19 protein-coding genes are annotated in these 22459 nt (G+C 70.2%); 14 read left to right on the plus strand and 5 right to left on the minus strand.

The window, feature by feature from the left end; all coding sequences use genetic code 11:
* Positions 1–140 precede the first annotated feature (140 nt).
* Positions 141–797: a ferredoxin reductase domain-containing protein gene (locus tag AB3M81_RS00280; protein WP_412901902.1), complete on the minus strand. Its 657-nt coding sequence runs from the start codon at positions 795–797 to the stop codon at positions 141–143.
* A gap of 365 nt (positions 798–1162) precedes the next feature.
* On the opposite strand from AB3M81_RS00280, the gene AB3M81_RS00285 reads away from it, so the two are divergent.
* Together AB3M81_RS00285 and AB3M81_RS00290 are read left to right on the plus strand one after the other, a co-directional pair.
* Positions 1163–1852 (plus strand): SLATT domain-containing protein, encoded by a 690-nt coding sequence (locus AB3M81_RS00285; protein ID WP_412901903.1) that lies wholly within the window; start codon positions 1163–1165, stop codon positions 1850–1852.
* Between the two features lie 202 nt (positions 1853–2054).
* Positions 2055–3587, plus strand: coding sequence for a reverse transcriptase domain-containing protein (locus AB3M81_RS00290; RefSeq protein WP_412901904.1), 1533 nt, complete (start codon positions 2055–2057; stop codon positions 3585–3587).
* A gap of 147 nt (positions 3588–3734) precedes the next feature.
* On the opposite strand, the gene AB3M81_RS00295 is transcribed toward AB3M81_RS00290, so the two are convergent.
* The 3 genes from AB3M81_RS00295 to AB3M81_RS00305 are packed head-to-tail and all read right to left on the minus strand — an operon-like array spanning position 3735 to position 6067.
* Entirely contained in the window at positions 3735–4490 is a 756-nt protein-coding gene (locus AB3M81_RS00295; protein ID WP_412901905.1) for an SDR family NAD(P)-dependent oxidoreductase, read from the minus strand.
* Between the two features lie 27 nt (positions 4491–4517).
* Complete coding sequence (locus AB3M81_RS00300) at positions 4518–5687, minus strand: acetyl-CoA acetyltransferase (RefSeq protein WP_412901906.1); 1170 nt, start codon at positions 5685–5687, stop codon at positions 4518–4520.
* Entirely contained in the window at positions 5684–6067 is a 384-nt protein-coding gene (locus tag AB3M81_RS00305; protein ID WP_412901907.1) for a Zn-ribbon domain-containing OB-fold protein, read from the minus strand. The genes AB3M81_RS00300 and AB3M81_RS00305 overlap by 4 nt, the downstream gene beginning before the upstream one ends.
* Positions 6068–6165: 98 nt before the next feature.
* On the opposite strand from AB3M81_RS00305, the gene AB3M81_RS00310 reads away from it, so the two are divergent.
* The 6 genes from AB3M81_RS00310 to AB3M81_RS00335 are packed head-to-tail and all read left to right on the plus strand — an operon-like array spanning position 6166 to position 12907.
* Positions 6166–7374, plus strand: coding sequence for a CaiB/BaiF CoA transferase family protein (locus AB3M81_RS00310; RefSeq protein WP_412901908.1), 1209 nt, complete (start codon positions 6166–6168; stop codon positions 7372–7374).
* Entirely contained in the window at positions 7371–8501 is a 1131-nt protein-coding gene (locus AB3M81_RS00315) for an acyl-CoA dehydrogenase family protein (protein WP_412901909.1), read from the plus strand. Before AB3M81_RS00310 ends, AB3M81_RS00315 begins: the two co-directional genes overlap by 4 nt.
* The gene (locus AB3M81_RS00320; protein ID WP_412901910.1) at positions 8498–9547 is read left to right on the plus strand and encodes an acyl-CoA dehydrogenase family protein; all 1050 of its coding nucleotides are present in this window, start codon (positions 8498–8500) and stop codon (positions 9545–9547) included. Before AB3M81_RS00315 ends, AB3M81_RS00320 begins: the two co-directional genes overlap by 4 nt.
* Complete coding sequence (locus AB3M81_RS00325) at positions 9547–10311, plus strand: enoyl-CoA hydratase/isomerase family protein (RefSeq protein WP_412901911.1); 765 nt, start codon at positions 9547–9549, stop codon at positions 10309–10311. The genes AB3M81_RS00320 and AB3M81_RS00325 overlap by 1 nt, the downstream gene beginning before the upstream one ends.
* A gap of 14 nt (positions 10312–10325) precedes the next feature.
* Positions 10326–11444 carry an alcohol dehydrogenase catalytic domain-containing protein gene (locus tag AB3M81_RS00330; protein ID WP_412901912.1) on the plus strand — a complete coding sequence of 373 codons (1119 nt, stop codon included), beginning with the start codon at positions 10326–10328 and terminating at the stop codon, positions 11442–11444.
* Entirely contained in the window at positions 11441–12907 is a 1467-nt protein-coding gene (locus AB3M81_RS00335) for an NAD-dependent succinate-semialdehyde dehydrogenase (RefSeq protein ID WP_412901913.1), read from the plus strand. Before AB3M81_RS00330 ends, AB3M81_RS00335 begins: the two co-directional genes overlap by 4 nt.
* Positions 12908–13004: 97 nt before the next feature.
* On the opposite strand, the gene AB3M81_RS00340 is transcribed toward AB3M81_RS00335, so the two are convergent.
* A complete protein-coding gene (locus AB3M81_RS00340; RefSeq protein ID WP_412901914.1) occupies positions 13005–13397 on the minus strand; it encodes a universal stress protein in 393 nt (130 codons plus the stop codon).
* 106 nt (positions 13398–13503) lie between these two features.
* Between AB3M81_RS00340 and AB3M81_RS00345 the strand changes: the two genes are divergently transcribed.
* The 6 genes from AB3M81_RS00345 (at position 13504) to AB3M81_RS00370 (ending at position 22370) form a co-directional block, all read left to right on the plus strand.
* A complete protein-coding gene (locus tag AB3M81_RS00345) occupies positions 13504–15237 on the plus strand; it encodes an acyclic terpene utilization AtuA family protein (RefSeq protein ID WP_412901915.1) in 1734 nt (577 codons plus the stop codon).
* Positions 15234–16391 carry an acyl-CoA dehydrogenase family protein gene (locus AB3M81_RS00350; RefSeq protein WP_412901916.1) on the plus strand — a complete coding sequence of 386 codons (1158 nt, stop codon included), beginning with the start codon at positions 15234–15236 and terminating at the stop codon, positions 16389–16391. Before AB3M81_RS00345 ends, AB3M81_RS00350 begins: the two co-directional genes overlap by 4 nt.
* Before the next feature lie 127 nt (positions 16392–16518).
* Positions 16519–17562 carry a winged helix DNA-binding domain-containing protein gene (locus tag AB3M81_RS00355; protein WP_412901917.1) on the plus strand — a complete coding sequence of 348 codons (1044 nt, stop codon included), beginning with the start codon at positions 16519–16521 and terminating at the stop codon, positions 17560–17562.
* On the plus strand, positions 17559–19157 hold the full coding sequence (locus AB3M81_RS00360; RefSeq protein ID WP_412901918.1) for an acyl-CoA carboxylase subunit beta: 1599 nt from the start codon (positions 17559–17561) through the stop codon (positions 19155–19157). Before AB3M81_RS00355 ends, AB3M81_RS00360 begins: the two co-directional genes overlap by 4 nt.
* Before the next feature lie 145 nt (positions 19158–19302).
* Entirely contained in the window at positions 19303–21210 is a 1908-nt protein-coding gene (locus AB3M81_RS00365) for an acetyl/propionyl/methylcrotonyl-CoA carboxylase subunit alpha (protein WP_412901919.1), read from the plus strand.
* Positions 21207–22370: an acyl-CoA dehydrogenase family protein gene (locus AB3M81_RS00370; protein WP_412901920.1), complete on the plus strand. Its 1164-nt coding sequence runs from the start codon at positions 21207–21209 to the stop codon at positions 22368–22370. The genes AB3M81_RS00365 and AB3M81_RS00370 overlap by 4 nt, the downstream gene beginning before the upstream one ends.
* The last annotated feature ends 89 nt before the right edge of the window (positions 22371–22459 follow it).

Genomic DNA, 22459 nt, shown 5'->3' on the forward strand with positions numbered 1-22459 from the left:
GGCGCCGCTCATGCCGGCGGGAACGCTACCGGAGCGGCCGACCAACCGTGGGCGAATCGGCGCGATGCGCGGATTTCGCTGACCGTGCCGTGACGCACGGAGCGCCCGGCAAGCCGCCGGGCGCCCCGTGCGTCAGGGGATCACTTCCGCGAGTACTTCACCCACGGCGTGAACGTGTTCTTGTACGGCAGGTGGTCGACGAGTGCCGGCGTGTACGGGTGGTAGCCGGAGGCGTCGATGTAGCCGGACTGGATGCTGCGAGCGTTCACCCTGACGTACTTCGGGTGGTAGAGGCAGCCGCGCTTCGGCTTGATGTGGATCGTGATCTTGCCGTGCTCGAGGTCGTAGCTCTCGCTGACCGTCTTGCCGCACTTGCCGGGGAACGGGTAGGTCTCCCAGCTCTGGCGGTACTTCTTCGAGCCATTGAGTGCACGGAACCCGCCGTCACCCGGGATGCCGACCTCCTCGGCGAACTCGGCGCCCTTCGAGCGGTGGTTCGTGTCGAGCAGGAGTCGGAACTCGCCGACGGGAGTGGACTCCGCGTTCCAGTCGACCGGCCTCATCTTCACGGTGACCCGCACGCCCTTGGCGTTGTTGACGACCTTGACCTTGTAGAGGTCGAGAGCGCTCGTCCCGCCGCCGACCGGGTCCGCCGTGGTGCGCTGCTGCGCCTGCGCGGACGACGCCGTGCCGACCAGGCCTACGCCGAGCGCGAGCGCCAGCGAAAGGCTGCGCATGACTGGCCGCCGCTGCTTCGAGGCGCCGCGGGAGTTAGTGGTGATGCGATACCTGGGCATGGTGTTCTCCGTTTTCGTGAGCCGTGCGTGTCGCATGAGAGGAGCCAGTCGTTGCGAAGTTCGTACACCGGATCGTGATCCGAAGGACAAATTGCCCCTCTGCGTGGCAGCCGATCGCACGGCTCCATCTGCATACTCGTCTCTCGCCGCGTCCGAGAGCAGTCGGTGTTCCCTGCCGGAGTGCGCGTTGCAGAGCGTGGTGGGCGAGCCTGGGCCTGAGGCATGTTCCGGAACTACAGCCGGCTAGGGCGCTATCTTCAATAGTCCGTGGGCGCCCGCGTCCGCACGAATGACCAGCTCAGTTGCAGAGCCATCGAGCCAAACGGATCACCGTTTCGAATGAACGTACTAATGAAGGGTGTGCCATGTGGTGGCAAAGCCTCTTTAAGGAGCGCCAGCCAAGTCAGTGCCATGGCGCGACAGATGCTGTGGAGGACCCGGGTGCTCGGGATTACCTCAAGATCGAGGAGTCTCGCGCTTTCAAGACGTACCGGGCGCGCGAATCCGCGGCGAGGCGCTTAGGTCAGCGCGCGCGCGCATGGAACGGTGCCCTAGTGGCGTTCTCGACCAGTACCGCCGTCGCTTCGGTCGGGCTGCTCGTCGATCCGAATATGTACGGATCGCAAGGGGATACGCTGATGGTCTGCCTCTCGGTTCTTGTGCTCGTTGTCTCGCTTACGACAGCCAATATTGACTACTCCGGCAGGAGCAGGAACATGTTCCTGAACTATCGAAACATCCAGCGGATAGCTGTTGAGATGGAGGAGTTAGGTCGGCAAACGTCGTCGCCCGTAACGCGGGATGCCGTCAGGGAACTGGTTGATCGCTACCAAGCGGTCCTGGACGAGACCGAAAATCACACGCCGGGCGACCATCTGCGGAATTTCTCCCGCACTCTCCCCCAGAGTCACCCCCACTACTCGTCCAGTGAGCAGTTGTACCGCGAGCGACGACGACGCATGCTGCTCGACTGGTCGATTACTGTCTGGCCGTATGTGACGCTGGTGGTTCCAGTCGCGCTCTTGGTGCCGTTGGTGGCCGGTCTCTGGGGTTGACCTCTTGGGGATGTGTCCGTGGTAGCGTGCCATCGGGTCCCAAGAGGGACTAAACCTCCCGCCTAGAATGCAGCTCCTCGTGGGTCTGCAAGGCGCGGACGTGCACAACGCCCGCGCGCGTGAAGCAGCCTTTTTGAGGCGGGATCAGCCGAGGCGGGGCGTAGTCTTCCGGCTTCGCCCCGCCGTCTCCTGGAGGGTTTGAGTGGAAGAGCTTTCTGCGCTTATCCGAGGCGCCGCGACAGAAAAAATCCGCAAGCATGAACGCAGCGTCAAATCGGCACAGGACGAGACGAAACGCCGTTCCCGACGGACGTCTAGGAGTGGTGCTTCGTTAGAGGTCTCGCGTCCGAGGCTTTGGGAGTACGCCCCAAGCCATGACCCCTTCCGGGTCCGAGCTCGCGCGGACGTAATCGGACACGCCATTGGGACGCGCATCAAAGAAAGGCGTTACCAACCGTTTCCGCCTGCTGGGGTCCAGATCCCAAAAGCAGACGGCTCATACCGGTCGGTGACGGCCTTCGCCATAGCAGACGAGGTCGTGTCAAAACGCCTGTATGTGTCGCTAATGAACAAGAATCGAGCGCGTCTAAGTGCCCGATCATATGCATACCGCAAGGACCTCGGTGTGCACGACGCCATCGCCCACATGCAGTCTGAATGGCGAACAGAACATCGGGTCTACGTTGCAGAGTACGATTTCACGGATTTCTTCGGGTCCATCGACCACCGTCACGTGTGGCGAACCATTGAGGAACTGGGTCTGTCTATCACGCGGACCGAGCGAAAGCTCCTAGGGGCTTTCATGCGGGCCCCCCTTCCCACGATGCTGCCTGCAAAGATGCCAAGCGATGCGCCGCGCAGAGAGAAAGGGATCCACCAAGGGAGCACCATTAGTCTACTGCTGGCGAATATTGCAGCGACGCCGCTCGACAGGCAGTTCGAGCGGCTGGGCGTCTCCTTCGCTCGGTACGCCGACGACGTTGTTGTGTGGAGTCGCGACTATGAGTCAATCAGTCGTGCTGTCGAAGAACTGCACCGGTTTGCAGATCGGTCGCAATGCAGTATCAATCATGGGAAGAGCGAGGGAGTACGCCTTCTCACGTCGCCAGCGTCGAGCAAGGCGGAATTTCGCAGTACGCATGCCATTGAATTCTTGAGTCATAGACTGTCGCTTCGCGAGACAGCTTTGGCTGACAGGGTTGTGGCCGATGTCAAACGCGAAGTGGATCAGTACATATTCAACCATCTGCTGCGCGAGCCTCTTCGCGGCCAGCAGGATCCCCGACGTCTGCGCGATAATCTTGATCGTGACTACGTGGCTCTTCTCTCGCAATTGCGTCGCTATTTCTACGGAAATCTGAGTGAAGGGCAATTGCGTCGGCTGTTGCGGGGGCCATTGCCGCCGAGGATCTCTCTCGGTGGCCTGTTGGGGAGGCAACCGCTCGTCGACGATATGGAACAACTGCGCGAAATCGACGCGTGGGTGCTGTCTCGAGTTTGGCTCGCGCTCCGCAAGCGGGCCAAGCTCCTTCGAGGGCTGGCGCCGTCGGATCCAATGCCTTGGGGTATGACACAGATTCAATTGACGGAATTGATGGCGCGATCTCGTCGCGGTGACAGAGTTGATGGCAGAGTTCCAAGTTTGGTCCGGATGTCGGAGCTTATGCAGCGAGCGGTCCGGGCGCACGGAACGCGTGTCGCACATTACGCAGGGTCTCTATACCAGTGGCATTGAGTCGAAGAGTGGCTTGGCATTGGCGGCGATCGTACTTTTGGGTCGTCCCGTGCAGCCCGTGTTGAGACTCATTCCGTCAATTACGTGTGCGCCGGAAGACCGAAGCCCCCGCGCCCTTCTGGGCGCGGGGGCTTTCTCGTGCTGAACTCAGCGAACCGGGACGCGCCCACCATCAACCGAGAAGGTCTGACCGGTCATGTAGTTGCAGTCCGGGGAGGCCAGGAAGACGTACACGCCGGCGATCTCCTCGGGCTCGGCCCAGCGGCCCAGCGGGATCGACTCGAGGTACTTGTCCTTGAAGCGCTCGTCGGTGCGGATGGTCTCGGTCATCGGCGTGGCCGCGGCGGGGGCGACGGCGTTGACGATGATGTTCGCCGGGGCGAGCTCCTTCGAGGCCGAGCGCATCATGCCGAGCAGGGCGGCCTTGGCGGTCGCGTAGTTGATCTGGCCGATCGTGCCGTTGATGCCGGCGGCCGAGCTGGTCAGGATGATGTGGCCCTGCTTGAGCTCGCGCATGCCCGGCACGACGGCCTGCAGCCAGTAGAACGAGCCGTTGACGTGCGTGGCCTGGACGACGTCCCACTGCTCGTCCGTCATCTTCCACAGCATCGCCGGGCGGGTGACGCCGGCGTTGCTCACCAGGATCGTGATGGTGCCGAGCTTCTCGGCGATCTCGGCGGCGGCGGCGTTGACCGACTCGCGGCTCGAGACGTCGTTCGCGACGCCGATCGCGGTGCCGCCGGCGGCGTTGATCTCGTCGGCCACAGCCTTCGCGCGGTCGCCGTCGATGTCGGTGACAGCGACCTTGGCGCCCTCGGTCGCGTAGCGCTCGGCGATGGCCTTGCCGATGCCCTGGCCGGCGCCGGTGATGACCGCGACGCGGTCCTGCAGAACTCCAGTCATGAAAGTGCTCCTAGATAAGTAGAGAAATCAGAGAGTGGTGGCGTCGCCCAGCAGGGCGGTCACCTGGCTCGACAGCACGCCGCCGTTGCCGTGGACGAGGCCGACATGGGCGTCGGCCACCTGGCGGTCGCCCGCCTCGCCGCGCAGCTGGCGCACGGCCTCGATGATCAGGAAGATCCCGTACATGCCCGGGTGGGCGTAGGACAGGCCGCCGCCGTTCGTGTTCACCGGCAGCGAGCCGCCCGGCGCGATCACACCGCCCGACACGAACGCGCCGCCCTCGCCCTTGGCGCAGAAGCCCAGGTCCTCGAGGAACAGCAGTGTGTTGATCGTGAACGCGTCGTACAGTTCCACGACGTCGACGTCCGACGGCGTCAGGCCGGCGAGCTCGAACGCGCGGGCGCCCGACTCCTTCGCGGCCGTCGTCGTCAGGTCCGGCGTCGTCGAGATGTTCATGTGACGCGACGCCTCGGCCACCGAGAGGATCGGCACGAGCGGCTTGGCGAGGTCCTTCGCCCGCTCGGCCGAGGTCACGATGACCGCGCCGGCGCCGTCGGTCACGAGGCAGCAGTCCCGCACCGACAGGGGAGTGGAGACCATGCGCGCGCCCAGGACATCGTCGATCGTCAGCTCGTCGCGCATGAACGCGTCCGGGTTGAGCTGCGCCCACTTCCGCGCGGCCACGGCGATCTCGGCGAGGTGCTCGCGCGTCGTGCCGTACTCGTGCATGTGGCGCGCGGCCGCGAGCGCGTAGCCCGAGACCGGGAGGCGCGGGCCGAACGGGGCCTCGTACGAGGGAATGAGGTTCGCGCCCGAGGTGGCCAGGCCGCCCGAGTGCGAGCGCTGGTTGCTGCCGTACGCGATGAGCGCGACCTCGGCCATGCCCGAGTTGATCGCGGCCGTCGCGTGGCGCAGGTGCGCGACGAACGAGGAGCCGCCGGTCGCGGTCGTGTCCACGTAGCGCGGCGTCAGGCCGAGGTACTCGCTCAGCGTCGTCGCGGGGAACGTGAAGAAGGCCGAGTGGCAGAAGACGGCGTCCACGTCGGACGGCTTGAGGCCCGCGTCGGCGAGCGCGGCCAGCGAGGCCTCGCCCGCGATCTGCAGGGCCGAGACGCCCGGTCCGACCTCGCCGATCCCGGCATCGCCGACGCCCACGACCGCGGTGCTGCCGCGCAGGTCCTTCTCGAGAGTGCTCATGCGCTGGCCTCCAGGGTGACGCAGGGGTGGGGCTCGCCGCCCTCGGCGATCGGACGGATGTCGACGGCCACGCGGTCGCCGATCGAGGCGTTCACCGCGTCATCGCCGTCAAGGCGCGACATCGCGCGGAATCCCTCGTCGTAGTCGACGATCGCCACCGTGTAGGGCGCCTTGTCGCGCGGGCTGATCGTCGTCGCGGAGTAGATGGTGCCGCGTCCGGCGCTGTCCTCCCACGCCAGCGAGGTCGACCCGCAGGTCGGGCACACCGGGCGCGGGGGGAACACGGCGTGCTCGGCCTCGCACCGCTGGAAGGAGAGGGTTCCGGCCTCGATCCGGGAGCGGTAGGTCGCGTCGAGCGACCGGTGTTCCGCCTGGGTCATCGTGCCTCCTGAGGGGGTTCGGCAGGTCCGATCTGGACGATAGCATTCATGATAGTATACATTCATGCATGAACTTGCACCGACCGAAAGGGAGCGCCATGGCTGACCAGCCGCGCACCGGGGGACCCCTGGAGGGAATCCGTGTCCTGGACCTGACGCGCGTCGTCATGGGCCCGCTGGCCACGCAGGTCCTCGCCGACCAGGGCGCGGACGTGATCCTCGTCGAGGCGCCGGGCGGTGACACCAACCGCGTCATGGGCCCCGGCCCCCACCCCGAGCTCTCGGGCATCGCGCTGAACCTGCTGCGCAACAAGCGCTCCATCGACGTCGACCTCAAGTCCGACGAGGGCCGCGAGATCATCCGCGCGCTCGTCCCGCAGTGCGACGTCGTCGTCGCCACGATGCGCCCGCAGGTGCTGACGCGCCTCGGCCTCGACTACGACTCGCTCAAGCAGCTGCGCCCCGACCTGGTCTACTGCCAGGCGCAGGGCTTCCCGCTCGCCAGCGACCGCGCCGGCGAGCCCGCCTACGACGACATCATCCAGGCCGCCAGCGGCGTCGCCGACATGGTCCAGCGCGTCACGGGCGAGCCCTCGCTGCTGCCCACGATCTTCGCCGACAAGGTCTGCGGCCTCGTCATGGCGCAGGCCATCGTCGCGGCCCTGTTCCACCGCGAGCGCACGGGCGAGGGCCAGCACGTCGAGGTTCCGATGCAGCAGGCCACGGCCGCGTTCATGCTGGCCGAGCACGGCAGCGGCGCGATCTCCGAGCCGCCGGTCAACATCGAGGGCCGCCCCGCCTCGGGCTACCCGCGCGTGCTGTCGCCCGAGCGCCGCCCGCACCCCACGAAGGACGGCCTCGTCCACCTCTTCCCGTACCTGCCGCGGCACTACGCGCGCCTGTTCGCCGCCGCCGGCGTCGAGGGCGCCGAGTCCGACCCGCGCTACGTCGACCAGCGGGCCACGCTGATCCACTCCGACTCGCTGTACCGCGACGTCCGCAAGGTCGCGCCGCAGCGCACCACCGAGGAGTGGCTCGAGTTCTGCCGCACCGAGGGCATCCCGGCCACGCACGTCGCGTCGCTGCAGGACCTCGTCGACGAGCTCGACCTGGCCGAGCACCCGGCCGCCGGCGCGTACCGCGTCATCCCGCAGCTGGCGAACTTCTCGAGGACGCCCGGCAGCGTCCGCCGGCCCGCCCCGCTGATCGGCGAGCACACCGACGAGGTCCTCGTCGAGCTCGTCACGCCGACGGTGACCCATCCCGAGGGCGTCGCGCACGCCGAGACCGCGAGGGAGCTCGCATGAGACTGACACCCACCGTCCTGACTCCCGAGGAGCTCGCGCTCAAGCAGGAGGTCTCTGACTGGCTCGACGAGCGCCTGCCCGAGGGCTCGTACCCGCTCGGCCTGGGCATGGCCGGCGCGATCGATCCCGAGTTCTCCAAGGACCTCGGCTCGCAGGGCTGGATCGGCATGTCGCTGCCGAAGGAGTACGGCGGACACGGCCGCACCGCGGTCGACCGTCTCATCGTCGTCGAGGAGCTGCTCGCCCGCGGCGCCCCGGTCGGCTACCACTGGATCGCCGACCGCCAGTTCGGCCCGGGCATCAACGCCAACGGCACCGAGCAGCAGAAGAAGGAGCTCCTGCCCGGCATCGCCGCGGGCGAGTTCTCCTTCTCGATCGGCATGAGCGAGCCGGACTCCGGCTCCGACCTGGCCTCGGTGCGCACGCGCGCCGAGCAGGTGGACGGCGGCTGGCGCATCAACGGCACCAAGATCTGGACCACGGGCGCCTACACCGCCACCCACATCGTGGCGCTGCTGCGCACCTCCGAGGACCGTCACCACGGCCTCACGCAGTTCATCATCGACCGGCACACGCCCGGCCTGACGGTCTCGCCGATCGAGTTCATCGACGGCACGAAGGACTTCTGCGAGCTGTCGTTCGTCGACGTCGTCATCCCCGACGACCGCCGCCTCGGCGCCGTGGGCGCCGGCTGGTCGCAGAACACCGGCGAGCTCGCCCTCGAGCGCGGCGGCGTCGACCGCTGGATGACCGCGATGCCGCTGCTGGAGCGCTGGGCGCGCCGCGAGGCGCAGGGCGCCTCGGCGTCCGCCGCCACCGAGCTCGGCACGATCACCGCCAAGGCCTGGGCTCTGCGCGGGATGTCGCTCTCGGTCGCCCGCATGGTCGACGCCGGCAAGTCGCCCGTCACCGAGGCCGCCCTGATCAAGGAGATGGCCACCCGGTTCGAGCAGCAGTGCGTCGACACGATGGTCCGGTACCTCGGCCGCCCGCCGCGCCCGGACAGCGACGACCCGTACGAACGCCTGCTCGCCACCGCCGTGCAGGTCAACCCGTCGTGGACGATCCGCGGCGGCACGAACGAGATTCTCCGCTCGGTCATCTCGAAGGGACTGAGGAACCAGTGAGCACCGTCGACCCCGACCTGCTGGACCTGCTGCAGGACTTCTTCGCGTCCGAGGTGACGCCCGACGTCGTCGACGCGGCCGAGCGCGCCGGCGCCCTGCCCGCCGACCTGTGGGCGCGCGCCGAGTCCGTCGAGATCCCCTGGATCGGCATCGCCGAGGAGCACGGCGGCGTGGGCGGCTCACTCGCCGACACCGTCGCGATGGTCGAGGAGGCCGCTCGCCGCGCCACCCCGTTGCCGCTCGTGGAGCACCACCTCGCCGCCTGGCTGCTGGGCCTCGTCGGCGCCGACCGGATCGGCGGCCCGCTCACCGTGGCCGGTCTGCGGGACGAGATCACGGTCTCGAACGGCGCCGTCGGAGCCATCGAGGAGGTCGCCTGGGCCGCCGACGCTCTCGCCGTCGTCGCCCTCGCCCGCGAGGACGACCGCGACGTGGTCGTCGTGCTGGACCGCGACTCCTACGACGTCGAGCCGGGCACCGACCTGGCCGGCATCCCCGTGCCCACGGTCGTGCCGGGGCCCGGCACGACCGTGCGGATCTTCCCCCTGCCGGTTCCGGCCGAGGAGGTCCGCCGCCGCGCCGAGCTGCTGCGCTGCGCCCAGCTCGCCGCGCTCACCGACGCGATGGAGGAGCTGACCCGCGGCTACGTCGCCGAGCGCCACCAGTTCGGCAAGCCCGTCGGCTCCTTCCAGGCCGTGCAGGTCCACACGGTGACGCTCGCGCAGGCCGCGTCGATGTCGCTGCTCTCGGTCGACCGCGCGGTCCTGGCCCTCGAGGCCGGCTCCGGCGAGTTCGAGGTGGCCGCCACGACCGTGGTCACCACGCAGAACGCCGTCGCCGGTGCCGCCGCGGCGCACCAGGCGCACGGCGCGATCGGCATGACGCGCGAGTACCCGCTGCAGTTCCTCACGCGCCGCGTCCACGCGTGGCGCCAGCGCTGGACCGCCCAGCCCGCCGCCGAGCGCGTGGTCGGCGACTGGGCGCTGGCCGCGCCCGCCCTGTCCAAGCTCGTCTCCCGCCACCACGACGAAGGAATCCCCGCCTGATGACCGACGGACTGAACGTCTCCCGCGACGGCCACGTCACCCTGATCGAGGTCGACCGCCCGCCGACGAACTACTTCGACGTCGAGGTGCTGACGGGGATCGCCGACGCCGGCATCGCCGCCGCCGAGGAGGGCAGCCGCGCGATCGTGCTGGCCTCGAACGGCAAGCACTTCTGCGCCGGCGCCAACTTCGGCTCGGGCCCGATGGCCGACGACCGGGTGGCCTCCACGCGCCGCGTCTACGCCGCGGCGGCGCGCATCTTCGAGGTGCCGATCCCGATCGTCGCGGCCGTCCAGGGCTCCGCCGTGGGCGGCGGCCTCGGCCTCGCGTGCGCGGCCGACTTCCGCGTCGCCGCGCCCTCCACCCGCTTCCACGCGAACTTCTCGGCGCTGGGCTTCCACCAGGGCTTCGGGCTGAGCGTCTCGCTGCCGCGCATCGTCGGCCACCAGCGCGCCTCGCGCATGCTGCTGGAGTCGTGGCGCCTCACCGGCGAGCAGGCGCTCGAGATCGGCCTGGCCGACGAGATCGCCGCCGACGGCGAGGTCCGCGAGTCGGCGTTCGCCTTTGCGCACCGTCTCGCCTCTCGGGCACCCTTGGCGGTGCGCTCGATCCGTGCCACGCTGCGCGGGGGCCTGGCCGAGGAGGTCAAGGCCGTCCTCGAGCACGAGATCGGCGAGCAGACCTGGCTCTGGCAGACCGACGACTGCTCGGAGGGCATCGCGGCCAACCTGGCGCGCCGCGATCCGGAGTTCACCGGACGCTGACTGAGAGGACCACCATGCAGATCCGAGGAGCCGTGCTCGACCGCATCGGCGACCCCGCCCCGTTCACCGCGTCGCAGCCGTTGCGCGTGACCGACCTCGAGCTGGCGGCGCCCGGCCCCACCGAGGTCCTGGTGAAGGTCGAGGCCGCCGGCGTGTGCCACTCGGACCTGTCGGTGGTGGACGGCAACCGGCCGCGCCCCGTGCCGATGCTGCTCGGCCACGAGGCCGCGGGCCGCGTCGTCGAGGTCGGCTCCGAGGTCTCCGACCTCGCCGTCGGCCAGCGCGTCGTCATGACGTTCCTGCCGCGCTGCGGCGACTGTGCCGGCTGTGCCACCGACGGCCTCGCGCCGTGCCAGCCCGGCTCCGTCTCGAACGGCGCGGGCGAGCTGCTGGGCGGTGGCGGCCGCCTGACCGACGGCGACTCGCCCGTGGCGCACCACCTCGGCGTCTCGGGCTTCGCGACCCACGCCGTCGTGGACCACCGCTCGCTCGTCCCCGTCGACGACGACGTCCCGCCGCACATCGCGGCCGTCCTCGGCTGCGCCGTGCTGACCGGCGGCGGCGCCGTCCTCAACGTCGCCAAGCCCAAGCCCGGCTCGACCCTCGCGGTCGTCGGCCTCGGCGGCGTCGGCCTGGCCGCCGCGCTCACGGCGCTGGCGTTCGAGGGCGTCCACGTCGTCGGCATCGACCCGCTGCCGCACAAGCTCGAGGCCGCGAAGGCCCAGGGCGTGCACGAGGTCATGACCCCGCAGGAGGCCGTCGAGCGCGGCTTCAAGGCCGACAAGGTCATCGAGGCCGTCGGCCGCGGCTCCGTGTTCGCCGCGGCGATCGCGCTGACGGCTCCCGGCGGCTCCACCATCACGGTCGGCCTGCCCACGCCGGACGACACGATCGAGCTCTCGCCGCTGTCCCTCGTCGCCGAGGGCCGCACGGTCGTCGGCAGCTACCTCGGCTCGGCCGTCCCGAAGCGCGACATCCCGCTGTTCGTGGAGCTGTGGCGCGCGGGCAAGCTGCCGCTCGAGGGCCTCATCAGCTCGTCCATCGCGCTCGAGGACATCAACCGCGCCATGGACCAGCTGGCCGACGGCAGCGAGCTGCGCCAGGTCATCACGTTCGAGGACGGTGCCGCGTGAGCGTCGACGCCTTCATCGAGGACCTGCTGGCCGGCAAGCCCGGCGACGCGTACATCTACGGCGCCTGGACCGAGGCGGCGGACGGCAAGCGCTTCACCGTCTTCGATCCGGCGACCGGCGAGGCGATCACCTCCGTGGCCGACAGCTCCGCCGCCGAGGGCTCGGCCGCGCTCGCCGCCGCCGACGCCGCGCAGGAGGCCTGGTCGCAGGTCCCGCCGCGCGAGCGCTCGCGCCTGCTCATGGCCGCGTACGACGCCGTCGTCGCGAACACCGAGGCGTTCGCGCGCCTCATCACGGCCGAGATGGGCAAGTCGCTCGCCGAGGCCCGCGGCGAGGTCGCGTACGGCGGCGAGTTCCTGCGCTGGTTCGCCGAGGAGGCCGTGCGCATCGACGGCCGCTTCGGCACGCTGCCGAACGGCCGCCTGCGGATGATGGTCGACCGCCGTCCCGTCGGTCCGTCGCTGCTCATCACGCCGTGGAACTTCCCGCTCGCGATGGCGACGCGCAAGATCGGTCCCGCGCTCGCGGCCGGCTGCACGGCCGTCGTGAAGCCGGCCGAGCTGACACCGCTCACGACCCTCGCGCTCGCGAAGGTCCTCGAGGAGGTCGGCCTGCCCGCCGGCGTCGTCAACGTCGTCACGACGACCGATCCGGGCGGTGCCACCGGGCACCTGCTGTCCGACCCGCGCCTGCGCAAGCTCTCGTTCACCGGCTCCACGCCGGTCGGCAAGATGCTGCTGGCCCAGGCCGCCGAGGGCGTCCTGCGCTGCTCGATGGAGCTGGGCGGCAGCGCGCCGTTCGTCGTCTTCGAGGACGCCGATCTCGACGCCGCCGTCGAGGGCGCGATCGCCGCCAAGACCCGCAACATCGGCGAGGCCTGCACGGCCGCCAACCGCTTCCTCGTGCACGAGTCCGTCCGCGAGGAGTTTGTCGCTCGCTTCGGTGTCGCGATGGGTGCCCTGCGCGTCGGCGCCGGCACGCAGGAGGGCACGGACCTCGGTCCGCTCATCGACGAGCGCAGCCGCGAGCGCGTGCACTCGCTCGTCGAGGACGCCGTGGAGCGCGGTGCGCGCGTGGTCGTCGGTGGCGAGCTGCCGTCCGGCCCCGGCCACTTCTACCCGGCGACCGTGATCGACGGCGTCCTCCCGGGCTCGCGTGTCGTCACCGAGGAGATCTTCGGTCCCGTCGCGCCGGTCCAGACGTTCACCACCGAGGACGAGGCCGTCGCGCTCGCGAACGAGACTCCCTACGGCCTGGTCGGCTACGTCTACACGCGCGACCTCGACCGGACGATGCGGTTCGTGCCGCGCCTGCAGTTCGGGATGGTCGGCGTCAACACCGGCGTCGTCTCCGACCCGGGTGCACCCTTCGGCGGCGTCAAGGAGTCGGGTCTGGGCCGCGAGGGCGGCCGCGAGGGCATCGACGAGTACCTCGAGTACCAGTACGTCGGCCTGGCCCACTGACGACGGTTTCCCCGGTTAAGTAGGTTTCCTGTCACTTCACGAGGGTTGCGATCCCCGTGAAGTGACAGGAAACCGTGTTCAGTCGGCGCTGCCGGCCTCACTCGGAGGGCTTGACCGCCAGCACCTCGCACGGCGCATCGAGGATGAGGCGCTGGGCGATGCTGCCGAGGAGCAGCTTGCCGACGGGGGAGCGGTGGCGCAGGCCGATCACGAGCACCTCGGTGTCGTGCGCGCTGACCGCCTGAAGCACGCCTTCGGCGACGTCGGAGCTCTCGATCTGCTGGACGGACGCCTCGACACCCGTGGCGGCGGCCTGACGGACGATCTCCTCGAGTTCGGCCTCGGGCGCGGCGTTGGCCTCCACGAGCGCACCGCCGCGCTGGACGTTCAGCACCACCAGCGGGGTCTCGCGCAGCTGCGCCTGGCGGATGGCGGCGGGCACGGCGGCCGCGCCGGCGGGAGTGGGCGTGTAGGACAGCAGGACGGTCATGGCCTGAGTATACCGATATGTATGCATATTCGGTGTACTGTTCGTCGGCCAAGAAAGAAAAACAAACAGTCTTGACTGTTTCTGGAATCGGGCCCAGACTCGACCCGTGCGAACTCTGCGTGTGGGCAACTGCTCCGGCTTCTACGGCGACCGCTTCTCGGCGATGCGCGAGATGCTCGAGGGCGGCGAGCTCGACTACCTGACCGGCGACTACCTGGCCGAGCTCACGATGCTGATCCTCGGCCGTGACCGGATGAAGAGCGCCGACCTCGGGTACGCCAAGACGTTCCTGCGTCAGGTCACCGAGAACCTCGCGCTGGCGAAGGAGCGCGGCGTCCGGATCGTCGCCAACGCGGGCGGCCTCAACCCCGCGGGCCTGGCCGCGGCGCTGCGAGAGGCGGCCGCGGAGCAGGGCGTCGACGTGGTGGTCGCGCACGTCGAGGGCGACGACCTCATGGCACGCTCGGCCGAGCTCGGCTTCGGCGACGCGATCACGGCCAACGCCTACCTCGGCGCCTTCGGGATCGCGGAGGCGCTGCGGGCCGGAGCGGACATCGTGGTGACCGGCCGGGTGACGGACGCGTCGGTCGTCCTGGGTCCGGCCATCGCCGAGTTCGGCTGGGGACGTGAGGACTTCGACCGCCTCGCCGGCGCCGTCGTGGCGGGTCACGTCATCGAGTGCGGCGCGCAGGCGACGGGCGGCAACTTCAGCGGCTTCCGCGACATCGACACGTCGCGCCCGCTCGGCTTCCCGCTCGCGGAGATCGCCGAGGACGGCACCGTCGTCATCACCAAGCACGAGGGCACCGGCGGCGCGGTGACGGTCGACACCGTCACGGCGCAGCTGGTCTACGAGATCCAGGACCAGCGCTACCTCAACCCCGACGTCGTGGTCGACCTGACGTCGATCGAGCTCGCCGCCGACGGCGACGACCGCGTGCGCATCTCGGGCGTGCGCGGCAGCGCGCCACCGGCCTCCACGAAGGTCTGCCTCAACGCGTTCGGCGGCTTCCGCAACAGCGTCGAGTTCGTGCTGACCGGACTCGACATCGAGGAGAAGGCGGCGTGGGTGCGCCGACAGATCGAGGAGGCGCTGGCGGCGAGCCCGCCGGCCGAGATCGCGTGGGACCTCGTGCGCACCGACCGTGAGGACCCGGAGACCCAGCCGCAGGCGGCGGCGCTGCTGCGCTGTCACGTCAAGGACGCCGACCAGGCCAAGGTGGGTCGCGCGTTCAGCGGCGCCGCGGTCGAGGTGGGTCTCGCGTCGTACCCCGGCTTCACGATGACCGCGCCGCCCGGGCGCGGCGCACCGTACGGCCTCTACCGCGCGGCCTACGTCCCCCAGGCCGAGGTGCCGCACGTCGTCGTCCACGCCGACGGCTCGCGGACCGAGATCGACCCGCCGAAGGTGACCGCCGACGCGCCCACGGACGACTTCTGGAACGGGATGAACGCTTCGGTGGACGACGCACGTGGATCCCGTTCCGAAAGTTGCCGGGAGGTCCCGCTCGGCCGCCTCGTCCACGCGCGCTCGGGCGACAAGGGCGGCAACGCGAACGTCGGCGTGTGGATCCCCGCGACCCACCCGCGGCGCGACGAGGCCGCCGCGTGGCTCGCGGGATTCCTGACCCCCGACCGGATCAAGCAGCTGCTGCCCGAGGCCGCCGACCTCGAGGTCGAGGTCCACCCGCTGCCGAACCTCGCCGGCGTCAACGTGCTGCTGCACGGGCTGCTCGGCGAGGGCGTCGCCTCGTCCACCCGCTTCGACCCCCAGGCCAAGGCCGTCGGCGAGTGGCTCCGCGCCCGCATCGTCGCCATCCCCGAGGAGCTGCTCGCATGACCACCGACATCTGGACCACCCCCGAGCGGCAGGCCCTGCGGACGGCGGTCGAGGACTACACCCGCACCGAGATCGCGCCGCGCCTGCCGCAGTGGGAGGACGACGGCGAGCTCCCGCGCGACCTGCACCGCCAGACCGCGAAGGCCGGCTTCCTGGCCATCGGCTTCCCCGAGGAGGTGGGCGGCGACGGCGGTGACCTGGTCGACGCGTGCATCGCGGCCGAGGCGATGCTCCACGCGGGCGGCAGCAGCGGCCTGCAGGCCAGCCTGTTCACCCACTCGATCTCGACTCCCCACATCATCGACTCGGGCAACGCCGACCTGATCGACCGCTACGTCCGCCCGACGCTGGCCGGCGAGATGATCGGCTCGCTCGGCGTGACCGAGCCCGGCGGCGGCTCGGACGTCGCCAACATCTCGACCCGCGCGGTCCGCGACGGCGACCACTACGTCGTCAACGGCGCCAAGACGTTCATCACGAGCGGCGTCCGCGCGGACTTCGTGACCACCGCGGTCCGCACGGGCGACGCCGGTCACGGCGGCATCAGCCTGCTCGTCATCGACAAGGACACGCCCGGCTTCACGGTGGGCCGCAGCCTGCGCAAGATGGGCTGGCACTGCTCCGACACGGCCGAGCTCTCCTTCGAGGACGTCCGGGTCCCCGTCGAAAACCTCGTCGGCGAGGAGAACGCGGGCTTCTACTACATCGCGCAGCAGTTCGTGAGCGAGCGCATCAACCTCGCGACGCAGGCGCACGCGACGGCCCAGCGCAGCCTCGACCTCGCTGCGGCGTACGCCCGCGAGCGCGAGACGTTCGGCAAGCCGCTCATCGCGCGCCAGGTCATCCGCCACAAGCTGGTCGAGATGCACTCGCGCACGGCGGCGGCGCGCGCGCTCACGCACGAGGTCGTGGAGCGCTCGCTCGAGACCGACAAGTCCGACCCGAGGCTGATCCTCGACGCCGTCGTCGCCAAGAACGTCGCCGTCGCCTGCGCCGAGTTCGTGGTGAGCGAGGCCGTGCAGGTCTTCGGCGGCATGGGCTACATGCGCGAGTCCGAGATCGACCGCCACTACCGCGACGCCCGCATCCTGGGCATCGGCGGCGGCGCGACCGAGGTCATGAAGGACCTCGCGGCGAAGCTGCTGGGGTACTGACCGTGGACGTCCAGCGTGATCTCGATACGCCCCTCGCTTCGCTCGTGAGCTACTCGATCGACGGGTCCGGTGGTCGAGTGCCGGCGAGCGCAGCGAGACGGTGTGTCGAGACCACGAGGCTCGTCGGATGACGCCCGACCGGCTCCGCGGCGAGCGCATGGCCCGCCAGCGGCTGCTCGGCGAGCCGTTCCCCGACCTCGTGTCGTGTGTCGGGACGCTCGGCGCCGTGCAGTTCCAGGAGTTCGAGGACTCGCTGTGGGCGCTCGCGCGGCGCACGAAGGACCGTCCCGCGCGTGACGCCATCGCCGCGGAGATCGCCGGCGGCGCGCTCGTGCGCCACCACGTGCTGCGCCCGACGTGGCACGTCGTGCGGACCCAGGACCTCGACTGGATGCTCGACCTGACCGCCGACCGGATCCGCGCGCAGATGCGACCGCAGCTGCGCGCGACCGGACTGCTCGAGGACCGCGACCGGCTCGTCGGCCTCGTCGGCGAGATCGTCGAGGCCGCGGACGGCCCGGTCACGCGCAAGGAGGTCGGCGACGCGCTGCGCGAGCGGGGCGTGGACCTCAAGGGGCAGGCGCTCGGCCACGTCACGTTCAGCGCCGAGCTCGACAAGGTCGTCACGACGGGCCCGCGCCGTGGCAACTGGGACACGTTCGTCCCGTATGCCGCGCGCATCCCGACCGTCGAGCTCGACCGCGACGAGGCGCTTGTGCGGCTCGCCGCGACGTACCTCGCCGGCCACGCGCCCGCGACCGCCCACGACTTCGCGTGGTGGGCCGGGCTGACCGTCACGGACGCCAAGCGGGGGTTCGAGCAGGTCGAGCCCGACGAGGTCACGCCCGCCACCTCCGACGACACCGCGTTCCTGCTGGGCCTCTACGACGAGCTCGTCATCGCGTACCAGGACCGCTCGATGTACGAGGTCCCGCTCGGCTCCGGCGGCACGATCGACGTCTGGGGCGGGAACCTCGTCCTGCTCGACGGCCGCGTCGCCGGCACGTGGCGTCGCCGCAAGCCCGCCCGCAAGGCCGACCCGGCCACGGTCGAGATCGTCCCCGCGCGGGAGCTCTCGCCCACCGACCGCGAGCGCGTCGAGGCCGATGCCGCCGCGTTCGTCGACCACCTCGACATCCCCGTAGACCTGCAGTGGAAGGACGCCCCATGAGTGCAGCCCGGACCGCCGTCGACCCCACGTCGGCGACCTACACCCAGAACCGGGAGGCGATGCTCGAGCGCGTCGCCGACCTCGCCGAGCAGCACGCCAAGGCGCTCGCCGGCGGCGGCCAGAAGTACGTCGACCGCCACCACGCCCGCGGCAAGCTCACCGCGCGCGAGCGCATCGAGCTGCTGCTCGACCCCGACACCCCGTTCCTGGAGCTGGGCGCGCTGGCGGGCTGGGGCACCGACTTCACCGTCGGCGGCTCGATCATCACCGGCATCGGCGTGGTCGAGGGCGTCGAGTGCATGGTCATCGCCAACGACCCGACCGTGAAGGGCGGCTCGTCCAACCCGGTCACGGTCAAGAAGGGCTTCCGCGCGGCGCAGATCGCGGCCGAGAACCGGCTGCCCACGATCAACCTCGTCGAGTCCGGCGGCGCCGACCTGCCGACGCAGAAGGACATCTTCATCCCCGGCGGCGCGAGCTTCCGCAACATCACGCAGGCCAGCGAGGACCGCCGCCCCACGGTCGCCCTCGTGTTCGGCAACTCGACCGCCGGCGGTGCGTACGTGCCCGGCATGAGCGACTACGTCGTCATGGTCGACGGGGGAGCGAAGGTCTTCCTCGGCGGCCCGCCGCTGGTGAAGATGGCCACGGGCGAGGAGTCCGACGACGAGTCGCTCGGCGGCGCGCAGATGCACGCGAAGACGTCGGGCCTGGCCGACTACCTCGCCGTCGACGAGCGCGACGCGATCCGCCTCGGCCGCCAGATCATGCGCCGCATCAACTGGCGCAAGGCCGGCCCCACGCCGAAGGCCCGGTACAGCGAGCCGCTGCTGCCGGCCGAGGACCTGCTGGGCATCGTCCCGACCGACCTCAAGGTGCCGTTCGACCCGCGCGAGGTCATCGCCCGCCTCGTCGACGGCAGCGAGTTCGACGAGTTCAAGCCGCTGTACGGCCAGAGCCTCGTCACCGGCTTCGCGCAGCTGCACGGCTACCCGATCGGCATCCTCGCGAACGCGCAGGGCGTGCTGTTCAGTCAGGAGGCCCAGAAGGCGGCGCAGTTCATCCAGCTGGCCAACCAGGTCGACACGCCGCTGCTGTTCCTGCACAACACGACCGGCTACATGGTCGGCGCGGAGTACGAGCAGGGCGGCATCATCAAGCACGGCGCGCAGATGATCAACGCGGTCTCGAACAGCAAGGTCCCGCACATCTCGATCGTCATGGGGGCGTCGTACGGCGCGGGCCACTACGGCATGAGCGGCCGCGCGTACGACCCGCGCTTCATGTTCAGCTGGGTCGGCGCGAAGTCCGCGGTCATGGGCCCGGCGCAGCTGGCCGGCGTCATGGAGATCGTGGCGCGGCAGTCCGCCGAGTCCAGGGGCCAGGTGTTCGACGCCGAGGGCTTCCAGGGCATCAAGGACCTCGTCGAGGCGCAGATCGAGGAGCAGTCGCTGGCGTACTTCACGAGCGGCATGGGCTACGACGACGGCGTCATCGACCCGCGCGACACCCGCACGATCCTGGGCATCTGCCTCTCCGCCATCGCCAACGCGCCCGTCGAGGGCGCCCGGGGCTACGGGGTGTTCCGCCTGTGAGCCGGGTCCACCCGAAGGGACGGGATCTCGATACACCGTCTCGCTCCGCTCGCCGGCACTCGATCAGCGAGTACCCCGGCGGTCGAGTAGCTCGCGAGCGCAGCGAGCGGCGTATCGAGACCACGGCCTACCAAGGAGTTTTCGCATGACCATCAAGAAGGTCCTCGTCGCCAACCGTGGCGAGATCGCACGGCGCGTGTTCCGCACGTGCCGTGACCTCGGCATCGAGACCGTCGCGGTGTTCTCCGACGCCGACGCCGGCATGCCGTTCGTGGCCGAGGCCGACCTGTCGGTCCGGCTGCCCGGCAGCGCGCCGTCCGAGACGTACCTGCGCGGCGACCTCGTGATCGAGGCGGCGCGCCGGAGCGGCGCCGACGCGATCCACCCCGGCTACGGCTTCCTGTCCGAGAACGCCGACTTCGCCCGTGAGGTCGAGAAGGCCGGCCTGACGTGGATCGGCCCCAGCCCGGAGTCGATCGACCAGATGGGCAGCAAGATCCGCGCCAAGGAGATCATGGCCGCCGCCGGCGTCCCGATCCTCTCGGTCGACGTGAGCAACGTGAGCGACGCCGACCTGCCGCTGCTGGTCAAGGCCAGCGCGGGTGGCGGCGGTCGCGGCATGCGCGTCGTCGAGCGCCTCGCGGACCTCGAGGGCGAGCTGGAGAAGGCGCGGGCCGAGGCGGCGTCCGCGTTCGGCGACGGAACGGTCTTCGTCGAGCCCTACCTGCCGCGCGCCCGCCACGTCGAGGTGCAGGTCCTGGCCGACACGCACGGCACGACGTGGGCCGTCGGCGACCGCGACTGCTCGATCCAGCGTCGTCACCAGAAGGTCGTCGAGGAGGCGCCCGCGCCGAACCTCTCCGAGACCGCGCGCACGACGCTGCACACCGCGGCCCGCGCCGCCGCCGAGGCCGTGGACTACCGGGGCGCCGGCACGGTCGAGTTCCTGGTCGACGGCGACCGTGTGTTCTTCCTCGAGATGAACACCCGCCTGCAGGTCGAGCACCCGGTGACCGAGCTCGTGCACGGCATCGACCTCGTCGCCGCGCAGATCCTCATCGCCGAGGGCAAGCCGCTGGAAGGCGAGGTCCGCGAGCCGCAGGGCCACGCGGTCGAGGTTCGCCTGTACGCCGAGGACCCGTCGGACGACTGGGCGCCGCAGACCGGCACGATCCGCGCCTTCGAGTTCCCGGACACCGTCCGCGTCGACTCGGCCGTCGAGGTCGGCAGCACGGTCGGCATCCACTACGACGCGATGATCGCCAAGGTCATCGCGCACGGACCGGACCGCACGACCGCGATCCGCGCCCTCGTCGACGCGCTGCGCCGCGCCCGCATTCACGGCGTCACCACCAACCGGTCGGCGCTGCGCCAGATCCTCGAGGCGCCGCAGGTCCAGGACGCCGACCTGTGGACGTCGATGCTCGAGGAGCACGGCGACCAGTGGCTGAAGGCGACCGCGATCGACCCGCTCGCGCCCGTCGCCGCGGCGCTCGCCGAGGCCACCGTCGCGGCCGCGTCCTCACCCGTGCTGGGCCGGATCCCGGCCGGCTACCGCAACGTGCCGAGTCAGCCGCTGTCGCGCGAGTACGAGGGCCTCGAGCCCGTGCAGTACCGCCACGAGGGCGGCCGCCTGGTCGTCGACGGCATCACGGTCGTCTCGATCGACGCCGGCGCCGGCCCGGTCCAGGTCCTGCTGGAGGCCGACGGCGTCACCCGCCGCTACACGGTCGCCCTGCGCGAGGACGGCGCCGACGTCGACGGCCCCGAGGGCTCGGTGAGCCTCACGGCCGTGCCGCGGTTCGTCGACCCGGCCGACGTGGTCGCCGAGGGCTCGCTGCTGGCACCGATGCCGGCCGCGGTCACGGACGTCAAGGTCGCCGAGGGCGATCGCGTCTCGAAGGGCGACGCGGTCATCGTCCTCGAGGCCATGAAGATGCAGCACACCATCTCGGCGCCCACCGACGGCGTCGTCAGCGGCCTCGCCGTGAGCGTCGGTCAGCAGGTCGAGGCCGGTGCGGTCCTCGCCGTCATCGAGGAGGAAGCCGAATGAGTCAGTTCACCGAGTCCGAGGAGCGCCGCGAGCTGCGCAAGGCCGTCGCGGCCCTGGGCGCCAAGTACGGCGAGCACTACTTCTACGACGCCGCCAACTCGGGCCGCAAGACGACCGAGCTGTGGTCCGAGGCCGGCAAGCTCGGCTACCTCGGCGTCTCGATCCCGGAGGAGTTCGGCGGCGGCGGTGGCGACATCGGCGACCTCGCCGCGGTGTGCGAGGAGCTCGCGATCGCCGGCTGCCCGCTGCTGCTGATGGTGGTCTCGCCGGCGATCGTCGGCACGGTCATCGCCCAGTACGGCACGCAGGAGCAGAAGGAGCGCTGGCTGCCCGGCCTGGCCGACGGCACCGCCACGTACGCCTTCAGCATCACCGAGCCCGACGCCGGGTCGAACTCGCACAACCTCGTCACGAACGCGACGAAGACCGAGGACGGCGGCTGGATCCTCAAGGGCGGCAAGACGTACATCTCGGGCGTCGACGAGGCCAGCCACGTGCTGGTCGTCGGTCGCACCGCCGATGCGAAGAGCGGCAAGCTCAAGCCCGCGCTGTTCATGGTCCCGACCGACGCCGAGGGCTTCAACGCCCAGGAGATCGACATGGGCCTGACGAGCCCCGAGAAGCAGTTCACGCTGTTCTTCGACGACATCCGCCTGCCCGCGGACGCGCTCGTCGGCAGCGAGGACGCCGGCCTCGAGCAGCTCTTCGCCGGCTTGAACCCCGAGCGCATCATGGCCGCCTCGATGGGCACGGGCACGGCGCGCTGGGCGCTCAACAAGGCCGTCGCGTACGCCAAGGAGCGCGACGTCTGGGGCAAGCCGATCGGCGCCCACCAGGCGATCGCGCACCCGCTGGCGCAGCTGCACATCGACATCGAGATGGCCCGCCTGCTGACCCAGAAGGCGGCCGCGCTCTACGCCGCGGGCGACCTCATGGGCGCCGGCGAGGCCGCCAACATGGCCAAGGTCGCCGCCGGCGACGCGGCCGCCAGGGCGGTCGACACGGCGATCCAGACCCACGGCGGCAACGGCCTGGCCAACGAGTACGGTCTCGTGCAGGCGCTGGCCTCGTCGCGACTGTCGAACATCGCCCCGGTCAGCAAGCAGATGGCGCTCAACTTCGTGGCGCAGTTCTCGCTCGGCCTGCCGAAGTCGTATTGAGCAAACCGGGGTCTCGATACGCGCCTCGCTTCGCTCGTAGAGCTACTCGACCGCCGGGTTCCGGTGGTTGAGTAGCCGGGCGAGGAACG

The organism is Aeromicrobium jepli (genome assembly GCF_047246605.1).
Taxonomy (GTDB): domain Bacteria; phylum Actinomycetota; class Actinomycetes; order Propionibacteriales; family Nocardioidaceae; genus Aeromicrobium.